The following is a 20,629-nucleotide window of genomic DNA, read 5'->3' on the forward strand; positions in this document are numbered from 1 at the left end:
GCGGGTTGCCTCTTCCGGCGCGACCGCTCCCACGCCGAGTTGATCCGTCTCCGGCGCGGCCGGGGGTCAAGGAGTCCGTACGGCCGGCCTCGAGCCGTGAGGGGGCGGCGCCGCGTTCCGGCCGGTGCCGGGCGGCGGGGCGATGGTTATCGGGCCCTCGGCCGTCCGAGGATGCTGCCGGGTCTTCATGGCCGAAGGGCCCGGCCGGTACCGTCCACCGCCGTCATGGGCTTGCGTCAGCCGTTGGTTTGGGGGTGGCCGAAGAGCAGGTCGTATCCAGGGGGGAGCTGGAGCAGGACGCGGCCCATCAATTCTTCGTCGGCGGCGTCGGCCACCACGCTGAGGACGGCGCTGACGTCCCACTTGGCTGTCTGTTCGGTGGCCCCCTCGATCCACGCGGCTGTGGCGCGCACGAAGCGGTCCGGCCCCAGTGGCTCGGCCGCGGGGAGGGGATTGAGGAGCACCAGTGCGCACGTTTCCGGAAGCCGGGCTGCCAGCTCGGCTCTCACCGAGCCCACCAGGTGCGCCCCCAGAAGGGCAAGCACTACCCGGGCCGCTCGGTCGGCTTCCTGCCGCGTGGGGTACTCGCCCCGTTCTTGGACCTGCTCCAGAAAGACATCCCATTTCATCACCATGCCGACTCCCTTGTCGTACGCCGGGTGTCCCATTGTTGCCGTGGTGTGGCGGGTATCCGGCTGTGGCACCCCGGTCGGTTCACCCGCGCATGGTCCGAGGGACTCGCCGCTGTTGAGGGCTGTTCGCGAAGCCTGGTTGGCTCGGTGACCGAAATGCGCCGTAGCACCCCGGTGGTACGCCTGATCATCTCGGTTGCTCCTGTCCCGGCACGATGCGCAGGTGACGTGGCACCACCTACATAACCCAGGGCAAACGTGACAGGACCGACTCAATGGGCGCCCGCCCACTGATCCGATCGGTTGCCGTCGTATCCGCGTCAGCGGTCGGGCCGCGCCCAGGAGGGCGAGCACAGAACAGGCCGCTCGGCCGGCTGCCTGTTTGTCTCGGCCGGCGGGCGGGGGGAGGCGGGCCGTGCGGGTCCGGCGAGGATCGGGCCGTCGGGATGGACCGGTGGGCCGGGAGAACGCGTCGAGTTCCTGTCGCCTCCGTCCCCAGGACAGGTACGGACGGTCGGCAGGACAGCGGGTTCCGGACATCCGGCGACGCCCGTGCCACGGCCCGGGCGTCGCGTACGGCGCTCACGCGCCGTTTCATTCTTGTTCGAATACCTGAGCGATGCGACCTGGCGCGCCCAGTGTCCCGGCTCAGGAAAAGTCGCGAGGTCGCCGCACGAGGTGGAGGTCGATTGTCGAGGTCAGAGCTTATTCATGCCCGTGTACGGGCTGACGATCCGGGCGTGGCGGGAGCCGAAGTCGACGAGCATCGCGATCCCGTCCTCGACACCAATGATCCGGCCCAGGCCGTACTGGTCGTGTGAGACTCGGTCCCCCAGTCCGAATTGCTTGACCGGCGGCACAACCGGGGCTTTGAAGGGGCTTGTGGGCAGGTGGCGCCGGGGCGCGGGTGGCTTCGTCATCGTGGAACCAGTATGCGCCCACGGGGCCCGAACGGTCAGGCCAGGAGAGCGACGATAACGATTCGATCCGGCACTCACCATCCTCGGCCCTTCGCGGCAGCCGGCCACCCGCCCGCCCGAACGTCCCGCGTTCCCGCCCAGGGCGGGGCAGACCTCGCGTACCGCCGGCACACCTGCCGGGAACCGGGTGCGACTCCTCGGCTTTCGGCCATCTGAGGCAGCTGCCGATCAGACGTGATCAAGCCCAAGGCGCGGCACACCCGGCCCCAGGACACCCGGAGCACCATCTCGTCCTCCGCGAGGCCGCGGTGCCCCGTAGCGCCATCCCCGCCCCACGTCGCCCGAGCCGTGAGGTCGGTCGATGGCATGGCCGCGCGGGAACCGGTCGAGCCGCCGGGGGCGGCGGCGTCGGGACGAGCGCGGGTTCCCTCCGTGCGGCGACGGCACGGGTGAGTATCGGTCCGACCAGAAGGCGTGGAGGCCTTCATCGGGCGTCTCCCCGGTACTCGTTGTGCCCGTCGTAGGCGCATCCGGCGGAACGACGCCCTGCGGCGGGGAAGCGGCACGGTCGGAGCGGACACCCTCACTTCCAGGACGTTCGACGACCCAGGCGGCGAGCGTCACCGGGTCGCGGACGGCAGCGGATCCGGGGCGTACGGCCTGACGAAGACCGGTGCGACCCCGTGGACCAGGTGTTATCTATTGCGAATCCGCCGCCGTCAACGGAGCGACCGGAGCGGCTGGATCCACTCGAGCTGGTGACCGATCAGGTGTGGCCGACCGAACCGGACCCGTCCCACGAGGAATGTCGCACCACGCGGGTTCGACCGGCTCGTGGACGAACACGGTGGTCACAAGGGAACCACGGCAGAGTCTATGAGACCGGGGGACCGATGTCACTCCAATGGGTGACTGGGTATAAGCTAACGGTAATCGACATGGCGAGAATCCGTCTTGAGTCGACCCGGCGGTCCGCAAAGACTTCTCCTGTGCCAAAGGGGGGCATCTGCCGCGTATTGGCGCTCCCTGGTACACCAGTCACGTTCGCAACGTGAGGAGACGCGCATGTCCGGCACCGACACCGCATTCCCGATCACGCTGACCGATGGCACCACCACCCGGACCCGGGAGGCGACCCCCGCCGACCTCGGTCCGATCCAGGCGCTGCACCGCCGTTGCTCGCTGGGCAGCAGAGCCCTGCGCTATCACGCGGGTAAATCCCAGCTGTCCTCCGCCGGTTGGCGGCAGCTGTCCGACCCGGGGCGCGGCACCACCTTGGTCACCACCACCGCCCAGCGCACGGACCGCATCATCGCCATGACCAACGTCATGCGCACCGATCAGCAGGGGGTGGGCGAACTCGCCGTGCTGGTCGAGGACGCATGGCAGTCCAAGGGGCTGGGCACGGCACTGGCCGCACACGCGGCCGAGGTGGCCCGCCGGGCCGGCCACCACACCCTGACGGCCGCGGTGGCCGCAGGCAACGCCCCGATGCTTCACGTCCTGGAGAGCCTGGACGCGCCGCCCGCCCGCGCGACCGGGCCCGTCCTCGACATTCAGATACCGCTGTAGCCGGCCCTGGATGCCTCGGCTCCTTCGGACATCCGGAGCTGGCACACGGGATCGCGCACCTGCAGCGCACCGGCAGGGACCCGGATACGGGCTCCAGCGTGAAGCCTCCCCGAGTGCGGCGAGACCGGCCACCGTCCGTCTCGGTACCGCCCGAAAACGCTCGGCCATCACCGCGTTCCCCCGTGAACAGCGGGGCGGCAGGCCGACGGTGCGGCGAGACGTAGGTGTAGTGCGCCAGGTCGACGAAACCAACGCCGGAGGGGTCCGGAGATGTGCTCGGGGGACCGGCGCTCAGGCCGCACCCGTCACGGCCGCAAGGGCCTTCCCACCGTATGGCCTCACGGCTCTGTCCTCGTGCTGATTCCGCGTCAGCCTCCCTACCGCGGCGGCCGGTCGAAGGCTTTCACCCTGCGATCGTCCGGGCCGGCAGGTCCTCACCGGCGATGAGAAGCCGGTAGCCGTAGTCGGCGGTGTCCTCGGCCAGGAGGTCGGCGTGACGCCGTTGCCACTCCCCGGAGGCCAGATCTCCCCGGAGCCGGTGCATCGCCCGCTCGACCACACCGGAGGGCAGGACGGCGAGCGTCGAACTCGCCCGTCGCACGATCGGGTCGAGATACTGCTCCGGACGCCGCCAGAACGCGGCCTGGAACCCGTCGCTGAAATCGTGGGGGACGGGGAAGCTGCGGACGGTGTGTGCCCCGAGGCTCCCTGCGACCTCGGCCACGGGCGTGAAGCGGGCATGGTCCAGGTTCCGGATCTCCGGCAGGTATTCGGAGACCAGCCACAGTTCGCGCTCATGGCCGGGGTCCCAGGTGAGGACGACCTGACGCCTGGCGACCCGTCGCAGTTCCCGGATCCCCCGGTGCAGATCGGACCAGTGATGCACGGTCATGATGGCCATCGCTGCGTCGAACGCGCCGCTCCCGAAGGGCAGGTTTTCCGCACCGGCCTGGACTCTGTGTGCCCCTGGGTGCTGGTCCAGCATGACTCGTGAGGGGTCCACCGCGGTGACCTCCGCGTCCGGGGGCTCGTAGGAGCCTGCTCCCGCGCCGACGTTCACCACGGTGCGGGCCCCGTCCAACGCGTCATGGATCAGTGCTGCGAGCCGCGGGTCGGGACGGCGGACCTCCCGATAGCCGAGGCCGATACGGTCATACACGGCCGGCGACCCGGCCGACGGCAAGGAGCTCATAGAGGAATCCCATCAGTTTTCGTGCGACCGGAGGAAGCCATCGCCATGCCGGCTGTTCCCGCCGACCCGACCGTGGTTCACCCGATGCCGGACCATCCGCGCGTGGTGCTGCTGAGACCCCTGGTCACCTCGCCGCTGATCGAGGTCGGCGAGTACTCGTACTACGACGACCCCGACGATCCGACCGCATTCGAGACCCGCAACGTGCTGTATCACTACGGGCCGGAGAAGCTGGTCATCGGCAAGTTCTGCGCGCTGGGCGAGGGCGTGCGGTTCATCATGAACGGCGCCAATCACCGCATGGACGGCCCCTCGACGTTCCCCTTCCCCATCGTGGGCGGTTCCTGGGCCGGGCACTTCGATCTGATCACCGGCCTGCCGGGCCGGGGGGACACCGTGGTCGGCAACGACGTCTGGTTCGGATACGGGGTCATGGTCATGCCGGGTGTCCGTATCGGCCATGGGGCCATCATCGCTTCCGGTTCCGTCGTCGTCGACGACGTCCCCGACTACGGCATCGTCGGCGGAAACCCGGCCGGACTCATCCGTCACCGCTACAGCGAAGCGGACATCGCCCGCCTTCTGGCCCTGGCCTGGTGGGACTGGCCCGCCGAGCACATCACCGAGCACATCCGAACGATCATGTCCGGCAGCATCGAGGACCTCGAGGCCGCCTCCCCGACGGGGACGTAGTCGTCCGCACAGCCCATGCGCCCACCCCGTGCCCGGTCGGCCTCTGGCACCGCAGGGAGGAGAACGCCGCCCGCAGCCGCTGGGGTGCCCCATGCCGAAGGCCGGGGAGGGCCTACCCGGCCGATCGGGCAACGCAGCTGGGCCCTCCCCCAGCCTCCGGCCGGGCCCCACCCAGCGGTAGCTGAGGGGGGCCGTACCAGGGCGGCGAGCGGGGTGAACCCTGGCTGACGCCCCACTAGCGGCCCGCCTCGGGAGGCTCGGGCTCATGAGGCATGCGCAACGCGTTCACCCAGAGCCTGGTGAGGGTCTCCACCAGCGCCTCGAAGGGCACGGGCTGGTCGGTGGCGAAGGTCACGTACGCCATGCGGCTCACCATGGCATTGAGGGCCCGGGCGGTGACGGCCGGGTCGAGCGCCGGGTCGGCGAGCCCCGCTTCCTGGAGCCGGGTGATCGCCGCGGCGCTGCGCTCGATGAACGCCTGCGACCGCTGCAGCCGCAGCTGCAGGAAGCGCCGGTCCACGGCGGCGGCCTGTTCCATGGCCGCCATCAGCGCCGCGTTGCGGCGGTAGGACTCCAGGTAGGCGCGGTTGGCCTCCTCCACCCCACGGCGCAGCTCCTTGCGGCTGCCGCCGCTGACTCCCGCGTGCAGCATCTCGTCCTGCAGCTCCGTCAGAACGGCCGTGAAGACGTCCTCCTTGGAGGTGAAGTGCGTGTAGAAGCTTCCGGTGGCGACACCGGCCTCGGCCGCGATGTCGACGATCCGGGCATCCAGATAACCGTCGCGTTCGAAGATCCGTCGGGCCGCGGCGACAAGGGCGTCCCTGGTGCGGATCCCGCGCCGGGTGCGCCGGGGTGCGGTGGGCTCGCGCGCTGAGTGGTCGGGGGAGAGCATGCGCTGCATCCTAGCCAGTATTGAATCCGAATCCGGATTCAAGTACGTTTCCGAGCCATGAATACCACTCCTACGTCCAGCGGCTGGAATCTGCTCATAGCCCGCGATGATCTGTCGAGCGCCCAGCTGGTCGACGCGCCGGTCCCCGAGGTCGGGCAGGGCGAGGCGCTGCTGCGGGTCGACCGGGTCGGCGTCACCGCCAACAACGTCACCTACGCCGCGCTCGGCGACTCCTTCCGCTACTGGGAGTTCTTCCCGGCCCGGGCGGGCTGGGGCATCGTCCCGCTCTGGGGGTTCGCCGAGGTCGTCTCCTCCCGCGTCGACGGCGTCGAGCCCGGCAGCCGCCTCTACGGTTACTTCCCCTCCGGCAGCCATCTGCGGGTGCGCCCCGGGCGGGTGGGAGAGCGCGGCTTCCGGGACACCACCCCTCACCGGGCCACGCTGCCCTCGCCCTACAACGCCTACGCCCTCACCACGGGCGACCTGGCGTACGAGGCGGACCGCGAGGACCTCCAGATCCTGTACCGCCCGCTGTTCTGGACCTCGTTCATGCTGGCCGACTGGCTCGTCGACAACTCCTGGCTGGGTGCCCGCACCGCCGTCCTGTCCTCCGCGTCGAGCAAGACCGCCTACGGTGCGGCCTTCCTGCTCCAAGGGCAGGGATGCGAGGTCGTGGGGCTGACATCCCGGCGCAACGTCGCCTTCACCGAGAGCCTGGGCTGCTACGACCGGGTGCTGGCGTACGAGGACGCCGCCCGGCTCTCCCCGGCCAAGCCCACCCTGTACGCCGATTTCGCCGGTGACGAGGCCCTGACCGCCGCGCTGCGTGCCCACCTCGGCGACGCCCTGGTGCACCACGTGGTCGTCGGCGTCACCAACCAGCAGCCCGGGCCCGCCGGCACGCTGGCCGACACCGGCCCGGGCATGTTCTTCGCACCGGACCAGATGCGCAAGCGCGTCGGCGACTGGGGGCGCGAGGGGCTGGACCGGCGCTTCGCCGACGCATGGCAGCGGTTCGCCCCCGTGGTCGAGGGATGGGTCGATGTCGTCCATGGCCACGGCCCGGAGGCCCTGGAGAAGGTCTGGCACGAGGTCCAGTCGGGGCGGACCGCACCGCGCACCGGCCATGTCCTCGCCCTCTGATTCTCACGGCGCACGGCTCGGCGCCGAGTTGTCCTTCGGCCGCCCCCTCGGGCGGCCGGGTCAGGGCCCCGGGAGCCGGGGCCCTGGCCGGTGGGGTCGCCAGGCACTTCCTGACGTTCCGTCAGCTGGGCCGGTCAGCCCGTGTCCGTCAGGGCGTCGCGGTGGGGTCGATGCCCAGCACAACGGTGCCGATCACTCCCTGGCTGGTGTTGCCACCGACCCGGGTGACGGTGAGCAGGGTGGCGGATCCGCCGTTCCGGTAGATCGCGTCCTGGGAGTTGAGCGTGCGGCGCGCGGTGTTGCTCCGGTACGGGTCGAGGGCGGCGACCTGGCTGTTGTAGTTCTCGGGGAAGTACAGCTGCCCCGTGTGGGACACATGCCCGCCGTGGTACTCCCCGTTGGAGACGGTGCCGCCCTGGTGGGTCTTGACGTGGATGTGCAGGGCCCTGCCCACGTACCAGCCGGGGTAGACGGTGGTGAACTCGGCGACACCGCTGGAGTCGGTGAGCTGGATGCCGCGCAGGAAGGTCGTGTCGGGATCCGAGCCGCCCTCCGCGTAGCCGGAGTAGTCCCCGAGGGCGTCGCACTGCCAGATGTCGACGGCCGTGTTCGGCAGCGGTGAGCACGTCCTGGTGTCGATCACCGTGGTCCGCAGGGTGAGCGGCACACCGGCCTTGCCCTCGGTGATGTTCCTGCGGACTGTCTCCAGGTCCAGGTAAAAGGGCCCTTCCGTCTGTTCCGGGGTCAGCACGCAGGCCGCGGACAGCCGGGGGGAGCCGGTCGGGGCCGGCGCCCGGCGGTCGTCCTGCGTCTTCCCGAGCGCGCTGGGGGCCGCCAGTCCCGCGGCGGCCAGTGAGAGCGCGGTTCCGCCGAGTGTGGTGAGGACCGTGCGGCGGGACGCACCGGTGCGGCCGGGTGCCGGCTCGTCAGGAGTGCGGGGGGTATCAGCCATGGCCCGACCGTAGGTTTACGCCGTGGCCATGACAAGAACTCTTTTGGTCACAAACATAGCGGCGCCGCTCGATGAGGGTCGGGGGATCGGGTCTCAGCCGTCGGCGCCGCGATCAGGGAAGTCCGGAAACGTGGCCACCCGGGGACGCGACCGGGCCCATGCACGCAGCTCGGGCCCGATGGGGCCGTAGAGCTCGGCGGAGACCATCTCCGCGCACTCCCCCACACGCGCCAGGAGTTCCGCCGCACGTTCGTTGTGGGCCACGGCCGCTGCCGAGTCGGCGTACTCCTCCAGCACCACATAGCCGCGCACACCGGCCGAAAACCAGCGGTAGTTGAGCGTCCCGGGCTCCTCGCGCGCCTGCTCCCGCAGGGCGAGTGCCACCTCCTCGAAGTCCGCCTGGCGATGGTCACGGACATCGAACCGCGCGCGTACGAAGATGCTCATCCCTCCATCCCAGCAGAACAGTTGGCCCAGCGGCCACCGAAGAATGACCGCGCGGACGCCGCTGCGCCTCTGCTAGCGTCACCAGTATGAAGCGCGCTGCCATGACGACGACGCCGGAGAGTGTCCCGGCGCGCTGACAGATGTCGTAGTCCGAAGCCCCGGGGCGAGTGGCCCCGGGGCTTCGCCATGGGGTCCCCCGGCCACCGGCCGGGGCAGTCACTCGCCCGATGCCTGCGAGGAGACCGCCATGCATGACCACCGGAAGCTCGGCCGTGAGCTGGGCCTGTTCGACACCGACCCGCTGATCGGAGCGGGGCTGCCGTACTGGCTGCCGGACGGCGCGGCCGTGCGGCACACCCTGGAGGAGTACATCCGCGACCAGGAGCGGCGGGCGGGCTACCGGCACGTGTACTCGCCGGTGCTCGGCAAGCGGGAGCTGTACGAGATCTCGGGGCACTGGTCGCACTACAGCGACGACATGTTCCCCCCGATGAACCTCTGCGGAGAGCAGGTCGTTCTGCGACCGAGCCTGTGTCCGCACCACGCGGTGATCTACCGTGCCCGCTCCCACAGCTACCGCGAGCTGCCCCTGCGCATGGCCGAGCTGGGAGGCATGTATCGCTCCGAACTCTCGGGCGTGCTCGGCGGACTGACCCGGGTCCGGGCCGTCCAGCTGAACGACGCGCACATCTTCTGCACCCTGGGGCAGGTCGCCGATGAGGCACAGGCCGCCCTGGAGATGGTCCGCCGGGCGTACGAGGCACTCGGCATCAGCCCGGCCCGCTACCGGCTTTCCCTCCCGGGGCCGAGCGGGAAGTACGTTGCCGCCCCGGAGCTGTGGCGGCGGTCCACCGCACTGCTGACCGGGGTCCTCGACCGGTCCGGCCTGCCCTACGAGGCGGCCGCGGGCGAGGCCGCCTTCTACGGCCCGAAGATCGACGTCCAGGTCACCGACAGCGCCGGCCGGGAGTCCACGCTGTCCACCGTCCAGGTCGACTTCCACCAGCCCGAACAGTTCGACCTGAACTACATCGGTGCGGACGGCGCGAAGCACCGGCCGGTCATGATCCACCGCAGCATCATCGGCAGCGTGGAGCGAGCCGTCGCCCACCTCATCGAACAGCACGGCGGCGCCTTCCCCGCCTGGCTCGCCCCCACCCAGCTGGTGGCCCTCCCCGTCTCCGAGGCCCAGGTGCCGACCGCCGCGGCACTCGCGCAGCGATGCACCGGCCTCGGGCTGCGGGCCGAGGTCGCCGGGCCGGAACACGGCAGCCTGGGCGCCCGCATCAGGGAGGCCCGCCTCGTGCCCTACCAATTGGTCATCGGTGCCGAGGAAGCCGCCGACGACCATGTCGCCCTGCGTCTGCGTGACGGACGCCGCCTCGCCCCGCAGCCCGCCGGCGACGTCCTCGCCCGTATCGGCGCTCTCATCGACGCCCACAGCACCGGCCTGTGGGACCGCACGGCCCGCTCGTAGGTACCGGCACGAGCACATGACGCGCTCACTCCGGCGGGTCGGCGGCGAGAGACTTCTCCAGCACGCCGAGCAGGGCTTCGGGGCGGTCCAGGGGGATGATGTGGCCGCAGTCCTCGATCATGTGCCAGACAAGGTCGTCGGAGACGGGCCGCAACTGCCGTTCGAGTGCGGCCCCCACGGGGGTGGGCGCCCACCGCCATCGTGGGGGCCGTGAGCCTGCCGGAGCCGACAGCCTCCTGGATGTGCCGTGCACCGACGGGCAGGGCCCGGTAGTACGCGAAGGTGCAGCGCAGGGCTTCGCTTCCGGTGTAGGCCCGGACGGCATTCATAGGCAGGGACGTATCAATGATGTCGCCATTCGTATCGTGAGGCGGTTCCGGACAGTCGGCAGGCGCTGAAAGACTCCTCACCGGCGATCTCGGGGAGCGCCCCGAGCGCCGTTTGTCATGTATCCGACATATCACGGGGTGCAGTGCGCTTGATATCGACATGGAGCAAACGGTTCGCAGCGGGAGCAGCGGCGTTGCTGATACCGCTGACCACCACCGCACCGGCCTCGGCCGACCAGCCGACGCCCCGGCCATCTGCCGCGCCGGCCCAGGCCCTGGCCGCGCCGGAGCGGGGCCCGGTACCGGCAGCGCCGGATCCGGGCTTCGTCACGCAGTGCGAGAACGACGCGGAGGCCCGCACCAAAGAGGGCCGGGTCTTCAACCGCGGCGTGTGGTGTCAGAACATCGGGCGCGTCATGCGAACGAGTCGCGGCACCGTCACGGTCCACTTCACCGCGCTCGCCTACGCGGACGCCACCGACCGCCGGGTGCGGGTGTTCTTCCGCGTCAACGACTACGAAACCACCGGCTTGTACACCGGACTCACCAACCTCAAGATGAGGGTCATCTGCGAGTTCGACTGCACCACCACCGGTGATGACGACAGCGCCAAGGACAACTGGCTGGCGACGTGGCGCGGAGCCGAATGGGTGTCCTGGGACCTCACATCACCCGACATGGGCGAGGGCGACGATCATGTGCTCCGGCACAAGTGGAACTTCCTCGCCAATATCGGCAGGAACAATCTCAAACCGGGTGTCGATTTCGCCATGCTCCAGCACCGCGTCCGCTGTGACTCGGCCGCCTATTTCAGGTCGGCCAGGGCATGCGTCAACGACGATGTCATCCCTTTCCTCACCTACAAGCGCAGCGAACTTCCCGAGCTGACCGAGCACATCTCCCGGGCGCAGAACGCCCCGTCCGAGACCTTCCCCAACCGGGGGACGCCGAAGAAGATCCCGGGCAAGTACACCGGCAGGTGGGGAGACCCCGGGCTTCACCGGGTCCCCTACCAGGGCGAAGTGTGGAAGGCGAACAAGTTGGAGCTCGAGAGGATCAAGCACGGCCGAGCCCCGTACGGCAAGCCGAACGATCTGCGGCCCAAGCCCACCGACAAGTCCTACGACCTGGACGAGTACCCCATGGCCAGCACGCAGGAAGGCCTTGCCGACAAGGCAGGCGGCGAGCAGCTGACCGGGAACTCCTCCGTGGACTGGGTCGACTCCGGGCAGAACCAGGCGGGCGGGAGACTGCTGAAGGACTTCTACGCCCGCGACCGTATCCTCTACGGCCAGCACGACGAGTTCTACGTCCACATCGCCCCATGACCCGATCGCCGCGCGGTGCAACCGAGGCTCAACTGTGGGCCGAGGACGCTCAGATCGTGGTGGAAGACGTACACGTCGGCGGCTCGGCCTCTTCGGTCCGGGCCGCCGGTGGCGTTTCCTGGCTGCTCGCGTCCGACAACATTCTCATCCTCGAAAGCGGCGCCGGGGACATCCTCCACGAGCCTGCTGTCCGCGTCGAAGCGTGGGAGGACGCTCCGCCCGAGCCCACAGGGCAGTGGGACGACAGAGCCGAAACACAGCTGTGCCTGGGGAGCGGAGAGGTAGGCATCTTCGGCCTCACCGGAGGTGAACCGGAAAGCACGCCTCTCCCCGTGGGACGGCCCGGAACATACCGGGTGCGGGCACACCGGACAGGCGGCCGGCACGTGGCCGGACTCGCCGAAGCCGACCCTGGAGCCGGCCCCGAAGCCATCCCCCGAGGCGTAGAACGCTTCCTGGTACAGCTGTGGCCCGTCCACACAGCCGTGCCGTCAGGGTGAGCGGGACAGTGCGACGGTCCGTGGGCGACGGGCGGTCAGGGCACGGCTCTGCCTGGCGGCGCTGAGGCGGACAGCCGCAGCATCGGAAGGTCGTCCGGTGTCGGGCGGCGGGTCGACCGCGGCAAGCCGATTCCGCCGAAGCGGGACGTTGTCCCGGCGGAAGCGCCGGGGGTCGGAGGGATGGAAAAGGCCGGCCCGTGCGGGGTGGTGGGGGTGCCGGAGAGCGCCGCCGCGGGCCACGATGGGTGCGCCCCCTGTGCCGGGGCGGGCGTTCAGCCGCCCGCGCGAATCTTCGCGCGGTAGTAACTCTCGGCGGCATCGGCGAACTTCGCGATGAAATAGCTGTTGAGCCCGGCACCCGCGAGAGCACCGAGCAGCGGTACCGCGCCCGTGGCGGCCTTCGAGCCGAGCAGCGCGGAGAACTTCACGGCGACCTTCTGTGCGATCTTCTGCAGGAAGGGCTTGCTCAGCTTCGCGGCCAGCTTCCCGCTCTTCTTTCCCGCGATCTTCGCGCCGACCGCGGATGCCCCCGCACCGGCCCCGGCAGCGAGCGCCTTGGCCATGACAGCGGTGCCATACGTCGGATAGGCGGCGTTGAGGACGATCCAGCCCGCCGCGGCTCCCGCGGCGGCCGAGCCCACGCTCAGTGCGTCGGGTTCCAGTGCGCCCGACCACAGCCCGAGGATGACGGCCAGGTCGTCCTTGCCGTCGACCGTGGCGCCCAGTTTGAATCCGATGCCCCAGGCGCAGATGGACATCTTGTGCAACAGGAATCCCACATCCGCCGTGAGAGCGAGGAGATGCGCGCCGGGTACTGCCATCGCCGCGGCGCCGGCGGCGGCGACCTGCGCGGTCTGCGAGGCGCGCCAACCGGCCAGGGTGGAGTACTCGGACACTCCTCTCCGTGCCATGGAGGTGTCCGCCCCGAGTTTGTCGAAGGCGTCCACCACGACATGCGCACCGATGGCCGATCCCATGAGCCCCCCTGATGTCCGCGGAACGAACGGAGAAGGAGCCCCCGTTCGGGTCTGTGCCTTGCCCCGGGGCGGACACCTTCATGTCGCGTCGTGGCGAAGAGCAGCCCGTTCTCATGCCCCCGTGCCATCGTCCGTCGACCTGCGGGACCGGTGGGCCTCAGCCATACGTGCGGTGGCGGCCTCGGCCGGGCGGCGCTCCCGCTCCGGGCCATCGGGCCTTTCACCCGCGCCGACGTCCCACCGGACCGGACGCGGACAACGGCCCGCTGTCGTCCTCGGAGCCCGGCGGCTGCTGATGTATGCGGCCCTGGCTCCAACCTGGGGGAATCCCATCAGCTGAGGGGAACGCCGCTTCCCGTTCTCACTAGCCTGACGGCCGTGCAGGGGGATTCCGGGGCGGGCCCCGTGGTGCACCGGTGGAACGGTGGGGCATCCGCGGGCCGTGGTCCGTACGGCGTCAGGGGCCGGAACGGATGTCAGCCGGTCAGCCAACGGGCCGGGGGATCACACACGGGGTTGCTACGCCGCCGCGCGGCCCTGCTCCCCCGCCGCACGACACGGCGGGACGTCGAACGGCAGTAGGGGGACCACAGCGGTATGACCTCCGTACCCAGCGCAGAGGAACGTGTCGACGCACTGCTCGAAAGCCGCCGCAAGCTGCTCGGGGTCATCGACGCCGAACGGCACCGGTGGCGGGCGACGAGCGCCGGTATCGAGGAGTTGGGCGACAAGCTCGCCCGGCTGCGCGACCACCCGGACGCGTCCGAGCAGCTGAAGGCGGTGCTGACGGGAGCCGGTCTGCGCGCCCTGCAGGCGCGGATCAGCGAGCTCCTCGACCTCCAGGGGCATGCGGCCGCCCGGTTCTCCCGTACGACCGTCAATCTCGGGGTGAGCGGGCAGGCCAGGGTGGGCAAGAGCACCTTGCTCCAGTCGCTGTCCGGTCTGACCGCCGACCAGATCCCCTCCGGATCGGGGATCCCGGTCACCGCCGTCCGCAGCCGCATCTACCACTCTCCCGGCCCCGCCCGCGCCACGGTACGGCTGCACACGGTGGGCAGTTTCCTCGACGAGTCCGTCCGCCCCTACCACGCCCAGCTCGGCCTCACGTCGGCGCCGGCGACGCTCGAGGAGTTCGCCTCCTGGCGCTATCCGGAGGAGGTGGAGGACAGCCGTATGCCTCTGCTGCAACGGGTGAAGGCAGCACAGCAGGGGCTGTGGTCCTTCCGGCAGGACCTGGTGGGCGGCGAGCGCGAGGTCGCGCTCGACCAACTGCGCGCCTATGTCGCCTACCCCACCCAGGCCGACGTGGACTCCGGCCGCCCGGCCCGCCGTTACCTGGCCGTGCGTGAGGCCAGGATCGAGTGCCCGTTCCCGCACGCCGGTGTCGGCCGGCTCGGCATCGCCGACCTCCCGGGGCTGGGCGAGATCGCCGCGGAGGCCGAGCGGCAGCACGTCGCCGGACTCCGGCATGATGTCGACGCGGTGCTGCTGGTCAAACGCCCGCTCGAGGGCATGGCCTACTTCGGTGCCGCGGACGCCCGGGCCCTGGCGCTGCTCGACGAGGCCCGGGGACTGGTCCGCCGCACGGGGGACTTCGTGTTCATCGTCGTCAACCGGGGCAAGGGCGAGCCGGAGAGTCTGGCCGCCGCGCTGCACGGTCATCTGACCAGTGAGGTCAACGCCGGTATGCCCGGCCGTCACTTCACCGTCCTGGAGGCGGACGCGGCGGACCCCGCCTCGGTGGGCGAACACCTGCTGGCGCCCCTGCTCGCGGCCCTCGCCGAGCGCCTCCCGGTGATGGACGGCGACATCATCGCCGGTCTCACCGAACGCGCCGAGGCCGTCGAGCGGTCCGTCCTCGCCGAGATCGCCACCCTCGAGGCGGCGCTCGCGGCTCTGCGGGGCCACACCGCGGCGCCGGCAGAGGACCTGGAAGCGCGGACGAAGGCGCTGCGCGAGGACATCGCCGCCGACTTGGCGGAGATCGTGGCGGGACTGCGGTCGGAGGCGGCCGCGGAACACGAGGACACGGACTTCGTGGCCGCCGTACAGACCGCGTACGAGGAGCTGCGCGGCTGGATCGCCCGGGGGCTGGGCACGGCGTACGGGAACGGGGCGCCGGAAGCGGCTCCTGACGCCGGTTCGCTGCGCGAGCAGTGGTGCGCCGAGCAGCTCAAAGCCATGCGTGTCCATCGCAACGCTGCCCCGGTGGCCTCCGCGGAGCTCAATCGGATCCGCGTGGAGATCGGCCGGCGGTTCTCCTCCGTCGACGCGTATTTCGAGCAGCGCGTCCGCCAGTTGCACCACGGCGTCGCCCAGGCGCTCTCCCGGCACACCGGTCTGTTGGTGAGCGACGACGGCGCTTCGGACGGGCCGGCGCCACCAGTCGACGGCAACGCCTGGCTGACGCGGCTGCGCGGCCTCCTCGACGCCGGCTTCGAACCGTGCCCGGCGCTCTCCGCCGCCATCGGCGAACTGCTGTCCGTCCGCCTGGACTACCGCACCCAGCTGCACCCGAGGATCCGCGCCGAGCTCAACGGGCTGAACCTGGAGGTCCGTGACCCGGCCACCGGGCAGATGCGGTCACAGATCGCGGTGGAGGTCAGCCCCGGCGGTGTGGAGGAGTTGTACGACTTCATCGCGCTGCGTGCCGAGCAGGCGGCCTACCGGACCTGTACGGCGCTGCTGCGGGACTCCGTCGTACCGGCGCTGGTGCTCTACGCGGCGGTGGAGCAGTTCGAGGACACGCTCATCCGGTCGGGGGCGGCGGAGCGGGAGTACCGGCGGCTGGCCCGGACGTACCGCAATGAACTGTGGCCGGGCCGTTACCAGGGGCTGGGCAGCGAACACGCCCGGTTCGCGGCGGTGACCCGCGCCTGCCGGGATGTGGAACGGGCAGTACGGGGAACGGCCCCGGGGCACGAGATGGGGGAGACCGGATGACAAGCATGACCGCCGACACCGGGAACACTCCGGTGTTCAAGATCGGCATGTTGGGGCCGAGCCGCGTGGGCAAGACATCACTGGTCGTCTCGATGCTCACGGACGGCGAACGGCTGCTGGGGGGAACCCCGGTGGTGCTGAGGGCGGCCGACGCGGCCACCAGACAACGGCTGCGTTTGCGGCGTCAGGAGCTGGACGGAGGGCTGCTCGCCCGGAAGTTCGACGCCACGACGATGCCGGGCACTCAGGAAGCGGTGTACTTCCAGCTCGGCATGCGGGCCGGGCGAGCGGAGGACGGCATCAGGTTCTCCCTGCTCGACTTCCCCGGCGGCTGGATACGGGAGCCGGAGGAACTGACCGAACAGGAAGCCAAGAACTGGCAGGAGTGCTCCAACTTCCTCACCGAGTGCAATGTGCTGATCATCCCGATCGACGCCACGGTGCTCATGGAAGCGGAGCGGGACCGCCAGTGGCAGTCCGTACCCGCCGTCCTGGAGACCCTGTCGGTGCTGGACATCGTGGAACTCTGGGCCACTCAGCGCAGAGAGCTCACCGACGAGCCGGCTCTGGTCGTCCTCGCCCCGGTGAAGTGCGAGGCTTACTTCGCCGACAACGGCGGTTTCCGGGACGATTCGCAGCTTCTCCGGGAGCGTGTGCTCCGGGTCTACGACCGGGTCATCGAACTCGTACGGCTGAACGCCTCGCACGCCCAGATCCGCTACTGCCCGGTGGACACGCTCGGCTGTGTGGAGCTCGTCAGGGTGCAGTGGAAGCCGGATCCCGACGAACCGCATGTCCTGCGCCCGGAGGGGACGTTCGCCGTACGCGGCGAGGGAAGGATCTCCATCCTCGGCGCGGAGGACATCCTCATCGCGGTGTGTTCCCTGCTGGCCGACGCGCGCCGCAAGGTGGTCAGCGAGACGGCGACCGGCCACGCGGACGCGGCGCAGCGAGCCGCCGAGGAAGGCAAGGAACTCAAGCGGGGGTTCTTCCGGCACATCCGCAACTGGGCCAACGGCAGCATCAACGCCAATCGCCTGGAGGAACAGGGCGAGTGGGAACAGGCGGCACATCTGCGCGAGCAGGCGGAGCAGCTGCACGAGACCGTGGAGCTGCTGGCCAAGCGCTCCCCGAGCGGACGGAGCAGGATTCTGTGAACGCGCGGGACGGCGGCGGATCTCCGGCCGCCGGAGGCGGGAAGCGGCATGGGAAGGAAACGGCAGTGCGCGGATATGTGATGTCCAGGGGCCGTCCGCGGAAGGCGGACTACCGCTTCCTGGGAGCGGTCCCCGACCCGATGTGGTGGCTGGATTACCGTGACCACACCGACCCCAACTACCCGAGTCTGCTGATGCGGGCCTCCGGCGGGAAGTGGCAGACCTATCTCAGCGGTATCCCCTCCCAGCGGCGGGACGAGGTGGGCACGCCCATCCGGTTCTCGCTGGCGCTGGAGGGGAAATGCGGGGGAAACGCTCCGGGGGCGCCCGACGACGATGTGACCGACCGGGTCGTCGGATTGGTCCAGCGGTGGCTGGAGCAGTACACCGACGGAGCCGGACTCACCGAGCTCGGCCGGCTGCTCGACGAACAGTTCCCCTCCGACGACGAGGTCGTCGAGCTGCGGCTGCGCCGTGACCGGGAAGCCGGCGACCGGGTCCAGGACCGGGTGACCGCCCTGCTGCGGTCGGTGGAGCCACGGCCGGACGGCGCCAAGGCACTGGAGCCCGACGGCCGGAAGTCATGGTTCGACAGCCCGCGAAGGGCCGAGGCGGTCACCGCCTTCACCGCCCATGTACGTGCGCTGCTGCTCGGGTCGGACGGCCGTGCTCTGGTGCTGAACCTGGTCCAGGGCGCGGAGGAGGCTCCCTCCGTGGAGCCGGGGGAGGCTCTCGCGGTCCTGGCCCCCGAGGCCCCGCGGCGCGGACTCCCGGTCCCGCTCGGCGAGGTGGCCCGTCGGCGGCCGCCGGGAAAACGGGCGGGCCGGACGTCGCGCATCAGCGTCGGCCGGCCGCGGCGCCGGACGGTCCTGCTGTTCGCGCTTCCGGCCGGAGTGGTGCTGGCCGGGCTTGTGATCTGGTACCTGACACATCGTCACACCAGCACTCCGTAGAGGGCCGGGGGAACGGATACGGGGGCGAGATCGTCCTCGAGCGGCACGACGGGATCCGGATATCCCTCACTGCCGCGTGGCGGACATCGGGCGGTCCGGACGAACCGGCCGGCGCGCTGCGACCGGCAGCGGACGGGAGTCAGGACCTCGTCGGCTGGGTGCTGGAACACGCGCAGGATGCGGCGCAGGACCTGGCACGGTCGCTCCTCAAGGTGGCTGCCGCCCTTTTCTCCCAGGACTCCGAAGGAGGATGGTTCGGCCCCATTCCCGGTCACCGCATCGTCAAAGCCGAGTGGAAACCGGCCGACGCCGGTCACGAACAGCTGACGGTCGCGTCCGTGACACACCTGGAGGGCGGCCGCGTCCGGATCGTCGCCGAGCGAAAGAACCTGATGGGCTTCTTTGTGATCGACGTGGCGGAAGACGCCCTGTCGGCGCAGGAGGGGCACGCACCCGGTGACGACCGGGGCGGGGACCGCTCCCCCTGAGCCAAGGGGTCGCAAGGGAAGCCGTCACCGGGACAGCGGCCATCGGGGAAGCGGACACGCGGGCGGCGGGCCGGGTCAAGTGTGCGGGGAGGGAAGAGCCATGGCGGCATGGGTCGCGAGGGACGGCGTGGAGCGGCTCATCGGCCTGCTCATGATCGAGCGGCGGGGATACGACCCCGTGGCAGCGGGCTCGTACGAGCGCGGCGCCCGGGACCCCGCCGACGCGGAGGACGAACTGCCGCACACCTGGCTCGCGACGGCGGCGGCCCTCGCGGCGGGCGAGCCCAAACGGGCCCTCCGCATTCTGGACGGGGCACCGGTACCGACCGGCCCGACACCGCGGTCCCCGGACGCGTGCGCGACACTGGCCAGGGCGCTGCGGGCCGCCGCTGTCGCCATGGAGCACCACTGGCGCCCCGGCTCCACCGCCGCGCATCTGCCCCCGCGTGCCGCACTGGACGTGGCCGCGGCCGGTGCCGGGCTGGGCACCGCCGTCGCAGCGATCCGGGATCCCGGACTGCGGCTGTGCGCCCACCTCGCCGGCCGGGTCCTGCCTGAATTCCTCTCCGCGCGCACGACCCTCGGCCACGCCGCGAGCGCCGGCGCGGCGCTGTCGGCCGCGGCCCGGTACGGAGCGAGCGGCGCCTGGGCCGAGCAGGATCTCGGTGAAGGCGTCCAACTGCCGCTGGAGTGGTTCGACGTGCTGTACGACGACACCGCCGCGGCCGGCCGCGACACGCCCACGGCGTACCACCTTCTTCTCGCGGCGGACCTGCGCGCCCGCGCCGGGGACCACAGCCGGGCGGATGCCCTGCTGCGGGAGGCGCCGCTCGCCGCACCCGACGACCGTGCCACCCAAGGCTTCTCGGCCCTGCTCGCCGGAGACCGGGAGCTCGGCGTCCCGGGCGCGGCGGAGCAGGCGGCCACGGTACGCGGCGGGCCGCAGGATCCCGCGGCGGCGGCCGCGCACTACGAGCGGGCCGAGGCGGCGTACCGAGCGGCGGGCGCGCGACGGGGGCAGGCCGCGGCCCTGCTGCGGCTCGCGCACACGGCCCGGTTGGAAGGCCGCCCGGAGGACTGCCGCACCGCCCTCGAAAGCGCTCTCCGCCTGGCCTTCGCGTCGGTTGACGGGGCGTGTGCCGCGCTGGTGCGGGTCCACCGCGGGCTCGACCTGATCGAGGCCGGAGCGGAGACGGAGCCTCAGGACGCCGAGGCCGTACGGAGGTGGGGCTCCACCGTCGGAAGCGGCTCATGGCTGCGGGGGCTGGCGGACATCGTCATGGACCGGGCGGCCTCCTGGGGCGAGCAGGGCGAGATCGTCAAGTGCCGCCGCGCTCTCCTGCTCGCGGACCGGCTGGCGGCGGAGGGCCCGGCCACGTACGGGCAGGATCCGGCGGCGGCCTGGGCGGACATGTACCGCAGGGCGCACCACCGGCAGGCCGCCCTCGTCCTCACCGACCTACGGATGTCCGCGCACGCCGAACGCATCCAGGGGCGGACGGCGGAGGGAGCGGCGCCCGGATCCACGGATGTCCTGGGTGTCATCGAGGCGGCGCAGTTCTTCCACCACCATGCCCTCGGCCTGGTGGACCCGGAACTGGTCGCCGCGTCACGGTCCCGGCTCGAGCGGGCGCGCACCCTCGGATCGCGTCTGCCGACCGGTCCCGGACCCGTCGAGGCGGTCCTCGACATGCTGGCCGCGGACCTGGCCGCACTACCGGTGTGGGAGGCCCTCTACCGCTCCCGGCGCGCCCGGAACGCCGGTCTGGAAGCGGATGCCGACGACGGCGCGGCCCGGGCCCTGGACGAGGCGACACGGCGCGGCGACGGTTTCGGACGCTGTTCCGCCCTCGTGGAGCTGCGCCGCATCGAGGAGGCGAAGGCCGAGGCCCGTGCTCTCGACGAGCGGGGCGCGCCCTCCGACGCCGCGGTGGACAAGGTCGCGGCGCTGCCGGGCGTCGGTTCGGCGGCGGGCACCACTGAGGGGCTGCTGGTGCGGCTCGACGGTGCGACCGCTGCCGAACTGCTCGTGGA

Annotated in this window: 17 protein-coding genes and 2 pseudogenes; 11 read left to right on the top strand and 8 right to left on the bottom strand. The window is 70.9% G+C overall.

Features of this window, described 5'->3' with window-relative positions; genetic code table 11:
* Positions 1–236 precede the first annotated feature (236 nt).
* Positions 237–635: a DUF2267 domain-containing protein gene (locus ACTWQE_RS17665; RefSeq protein ID WP_443329913.1), complete on the bottom strand. Its 399-nt coding sequence runs from the start codon at positions 633–635 to the stop codon at positions 237–239.
* Positions 636–1,330: 695 nt separating this feature from the next.
* Positions 1,331–1,552, bottom strand: coding sequence for a hypothetical protein (locus ACTWQE_RS17670; protein ID WP_443329914.1), 222 nt, complete (start codon positions 1,550–1,552; stop codon positions 1,331–1,333).
* Between the two features lie 1,065 nt (positions 1,553–2,617).
* On the opposite strand from ACTWQE_RS17670, the gene ACTWQE_RS17675 reads away from it, so the two are divergent.
* On the top strand, positions 2,618–3,124 hold the full coding sequence (locus tag ACTWQE_RS17675) for a GNAT family N-acetyltransferase (protein ID WP_443329915.1): 507 nt from the start codon (positions 2,618–2,620) through the stop codon (positions 3,122–3,124).
* Between the two features lie 403 nt (positions 3,125–3,527).
* On the opposite strand, the gene ACTWQE_RS17680 is transcribed toward ACTWQE_RS17675, so the two are convergent.
* Positions 3,528–4,316 carry a class I SAM-dependent methyltransferase gene (locus ACTWQE_RS17680; RefSeq protein WP_443329916.1) on the bottom strand — a complete coding sequence of 263 codons (789 nt, stop codon included), beginning with the start codon at positions 4,314–4,316 and terminating at the stop codon, positions 3,528–3,530.
* A gap of 45 nt (positions 4,317–4,361) precedes the next feature.
* Here ACTWQE_RS17680 and ACTWQE_RS17685 point away from each other — a divergent pair, with 45 nt between their 5' ends.
* Positions 4,362–5,009, top strand: coding sequence for a CatB-related O-acetyltransferase (locus tag ACTWQE_RS17685; protein WP_443329917.1), 648 nt, complete (start codon positions 4,362–4,364; stop codon positions 5,007–5,009).
* A 235-nt stretch (positions 5,010–5,244) separates the two neighbouring features.
* Here ACTWQE_RS17685 and ACTWQE_RS17690 read toward each other — a convergent pair whose 3' ends face one another.
* Positions 5,245–5,901, bottom strand: coding sequence for a TetR/AcrR family transcriptional regulator (locus ACTWQE_RS17690; RefSeq protein WP_443329918.1), 657 nt, complete (start codon positions 5,899–5,901; stop codon positions 5,245–5,247).
* A gap of 57 nt (positions 5,902–5,958) precedes the next feature.
* Between ACTWQE_RS17690 and ACTWQE_RS17695 the strand changes: the two genes are divergently transcribed.
* Positions 5,959–7,044, top strand: a complete 1,086-nt coding sequence (locus ACTWQE_RS17695; RefSeq protein ID WP_443329919.1) for a DUF2855 family protein — start codon at positions 5,959–5,961, stop codon at positions 7,042–7,044.
* A 148-nt stretch (positions 7,045–7,192) separates the two neighbouring features.
* Here ACTWQE_RS17695 and ACTWQE_RS17700 read toward each other — a convergent pair whose 3' ends face one another.
* Positions 7,193–7,996 carry an intradiol ring-cleavage dioxygenase gene (locus tag ACTWQE_RS17700; protein WP_443329920.1) on the bottom strand — a complete coding sequence of 268 codons (804 nt, stop codon included), beginning with the start codon at positions 7,994–7,996 and terminating at the stop codon, positions 7,193–7,195.
* Positions 7,997–8,089: 93 nt separating this feature from the next.
* On the bottom strand, positions 8,090–8,443 hold the full coding sequence (locus ACTWQE_RS17705; protein WP_443329921.1) for a putative quinol monooxygenase: 354 nt from the start codon (positions 8,441–8,443) through the stop codon (positions 8,090–8,092).
* Positions 8,444–8,690: 247 nt separating this feature from the next.
* Here ACTWQE_RS17705 and thrS point away from each other — a divergent pair, with 247 nt between their 5' ends.
* The gene (thrS, locus tag ACTWQE_RS17710; RefSeq protein WP_443329922.1) at positions 8,691–9,920 is read left to right on the top strand and encodes a threonine--tRNA ligase; all 1,230 of its coding nucleotides are present in this window, start codon (positions 8,691–8,693) and stop codon (positions 9,918–9,920) included.
* 25 nt (positions 9,921–9,945) lie between these two features.
* Here thrS and ACTWQE_RS17715 read toward each other — a convergent pair.
* Positions 9,946–10,240: pseudogene (locus ACTWQE_RS17715) on the bottom strand (alpha/beta hydrolase); the annotation flags it as partial.
* A gap of 203 nt (positions 10,241–10,443) precedes the next feature.
* Between ACTWQE_RS17715 and ACTWQE_RS17720 the strand changes: the two are divergent.
* Positions 10,444–11,577 (top strand): NucA/NucB deoxyribonuclease domain-containing protein, encoded by a 1,134-nt coding sequence (locus ACTWQE_RS17720; protein ID WP_443329923.1) that lies wholly within the window; start codon positions 10,444–10,446, stop codon positions 11,575–11,577.
* Positions 11,574–12,077, top strand: a complete 504-nt coding sequence (locus ACTWQE_RS17725) for a hypothetical protein (protein ID WP_443329924.1) — start codon at positions 11,574–11,576, stop codon at positions 12,075–12,077. Before ACTWQE_RS17720 ends, ACTWQE_RS17725 begins: the two co-directional genes overlap by 4 nt.
* Positions 12,078–12,349: 272 nt before the next feature.
* Here the strand turns inward: ACTWQE_RS17725 and ACTWQE_RS17730 are convergent, their stop codons facing one another.
* Positions 12,350–13,054, bottom strand: coding sequence for a hypothetical protein (locus tag ACTWQE_RS17730; protein WP_443329925.1), 705 nt, complete (start codon positions 13,052–13,054; stop codon positions 12,350–12,352).
* A gap of 597 nt (positions 13,055–13,651) precedes the next feature.
* Here ACTWQE_RS17730 and ACTWQE_RS17735 point away from each other — a divergent pair.
* The 5 genes and pseudogenes from ACTWQE_RS17735 to ACTWQE_RS17755 all read left to right on the top strand — a co-directional run.
* Positions 13,652–15,997, top strand: coding sequence for a hypothetical protein (locus ACTWQE_RS17735; protein ID WP_443329926.1), 2,346 nt, complete (start codon positions 13,652–13,654; stop codon positions 15,995–15,997).
* On the top strand, positions 15,994–17,154 hold the full coding sequence (locus ACTWQE_RS17740; RefSeq protein ID WP_443329927.1) for a hypothetical protein: 1,161 nt from the start codon (positions 15,994–15,996) through the stop codon (positions 17,152–17,154). Before ACTWQE_RS17735 ends, ACTWQE_RS17740 begins: the two co-directional genes overlap by 4 nt.
* Positions 17,155–17,219: 65 nt before the next feature.
* Positions 17,220–18,107 (top strand): hypothetical protein, encoded by an 888-nt coding sequence (locus tag ACTWQE_RS17745; RefSeq protein ID WP_443329928.1) that lies wholly within the window; start codon positions 17,220–17,222, stop codon positions 18,105–18,107.
* A gap of 158 nt (positions 18,108–18,265) precedes the next feature.
* Positions 18,266–18,595 (top strand): hypothetical protein, encoded by a 330-nt coding sequence (locus tag ACTWQE_RS17750; protein ID WP_443329929.1) that lies wholly within the window; start codon positions 18,266–18,268, stop codon positions 18,593–18,595.
* Positions 18,596–18,695: 100 nt separating this feature from the next.
* Positions 18,696–20,629: pseudogene (locus tag ACTWQE_RS17755) on the top strand (hypothetical protein); the annotation flags it as partial.

The organism is Streptomyces sp. 8N706 (genome assembly GCF_052245415.1).
In the GTDB taxonomy this organism is placed as follows: Bacteria; Actinomycetota; Actinomycetes; order Streptomycetales; family Streptomycetaceae; genus Streptomyces.

Excerpts from the sequence above, each read along its gene's own strand:
- ACTWQE_RS17705 (WP_443329921.1), bottom strand. The coding sequence starts at position 8,443 with ATGAGCATCTTCGTACGCGCGCGGTTCGATGTCCGTGACCATCGCCAG.
- ACTWQE_RS17690 (WP_443329918.1), bottom strand. The coding sequence starts at position 5,901 with ATGCTCTCCCCCGACCACTCAGCGCGCGAGCCCACCGCACCCCGGCGC.
- ACTWQE_RS17730 (WP_443329925.1), bottom strand. The coding sequence starts at position 13,054 with ATGGGATCGGCCATCGGTGCGCATGTCGTGGTGGACGCCTTCGACAAA.
- ACTWQE_RS17735 (WP_443329926.1), top strand. The coding sequence starts at position 13,652 with ATGACCTCCGTACCCAGCGCAGAGGAACGTGTCGACGCACTGCTCGAA.
- ACTWQE_RS17740 (WP_443329927.1), top strand. The coding sequence starts at position 15,994 with ATGACAAGCATGACCGCCGACACCGGGAACACTCCGGTGTTCAAGATC.
- ACTWQE_RS17680 (WP_443329916.1), bottom strand. The coding sequence starts at position 4,316 with ATGAGCTCCTTGCCGTCGGCCGGGTCGCCGGCCGTGTATGACCGTATC.
- ACTWQE_RS17685 (WP_443329917.1), top strand. The coding sequence starts at position 4,362 with ATGCCGGCTGTTCCCGCCGACCCGACCGTGGTTCACCCGATGCCGGAC.
- ACTWQE_RS17670 (WP_443329914.1), bottom strand. The coding sequence starts at position 1,552 with ATGACGAAGCCACCCGCGCCCCGGCGCCACCTGCCCACAAGCCCCTTC.
- ACTWQE_RS17700 (WP_443329920.1), bottom strand. The coding sequence starts at position 7,996 with ATGGCTGATACCCCCCGCACTCCTGACGAGCCGGCACCCGGCCGCACC.
- thrS (WP_443329922.1), top strand. The coding sequence starts at position 8,691 with ATGCATGACCACCGGAAGCTCGGCCGTGAGCTGGGCCTGTTCGACACC.
- ACTWQE_RS17675 (WP_443329915.1), top strand. The coding sequence starts at position 2,618 with ATGTCCGGCACCGACACCGCATTCCCGATCACGCTGACCGATGGCACC.
- ACTWQE_RS17695 (WP_443329919.1), top strand. The coding sequence starts at position 5,959 with ATGAATACCACTCCTACGTCCAGCGGCTGGAATCTGCTCATAGCCCGC.
- ACTWQE_RS17665 (WP_443329913.1), bottom strand. The coding sequence starts at position 635 with ATGGTGATGAAATGGGATGTCTTTCTGGAGCAGGTCCAAGAACGGGGC.
- ACTWQE_RS17725 (WP_443329924.1), top strand. The coding sequence starts at position 11,574 with ATGACCCGATCGCCGCGCGGTGCAACCGAGGCTCAACTGTGGGCCGAG.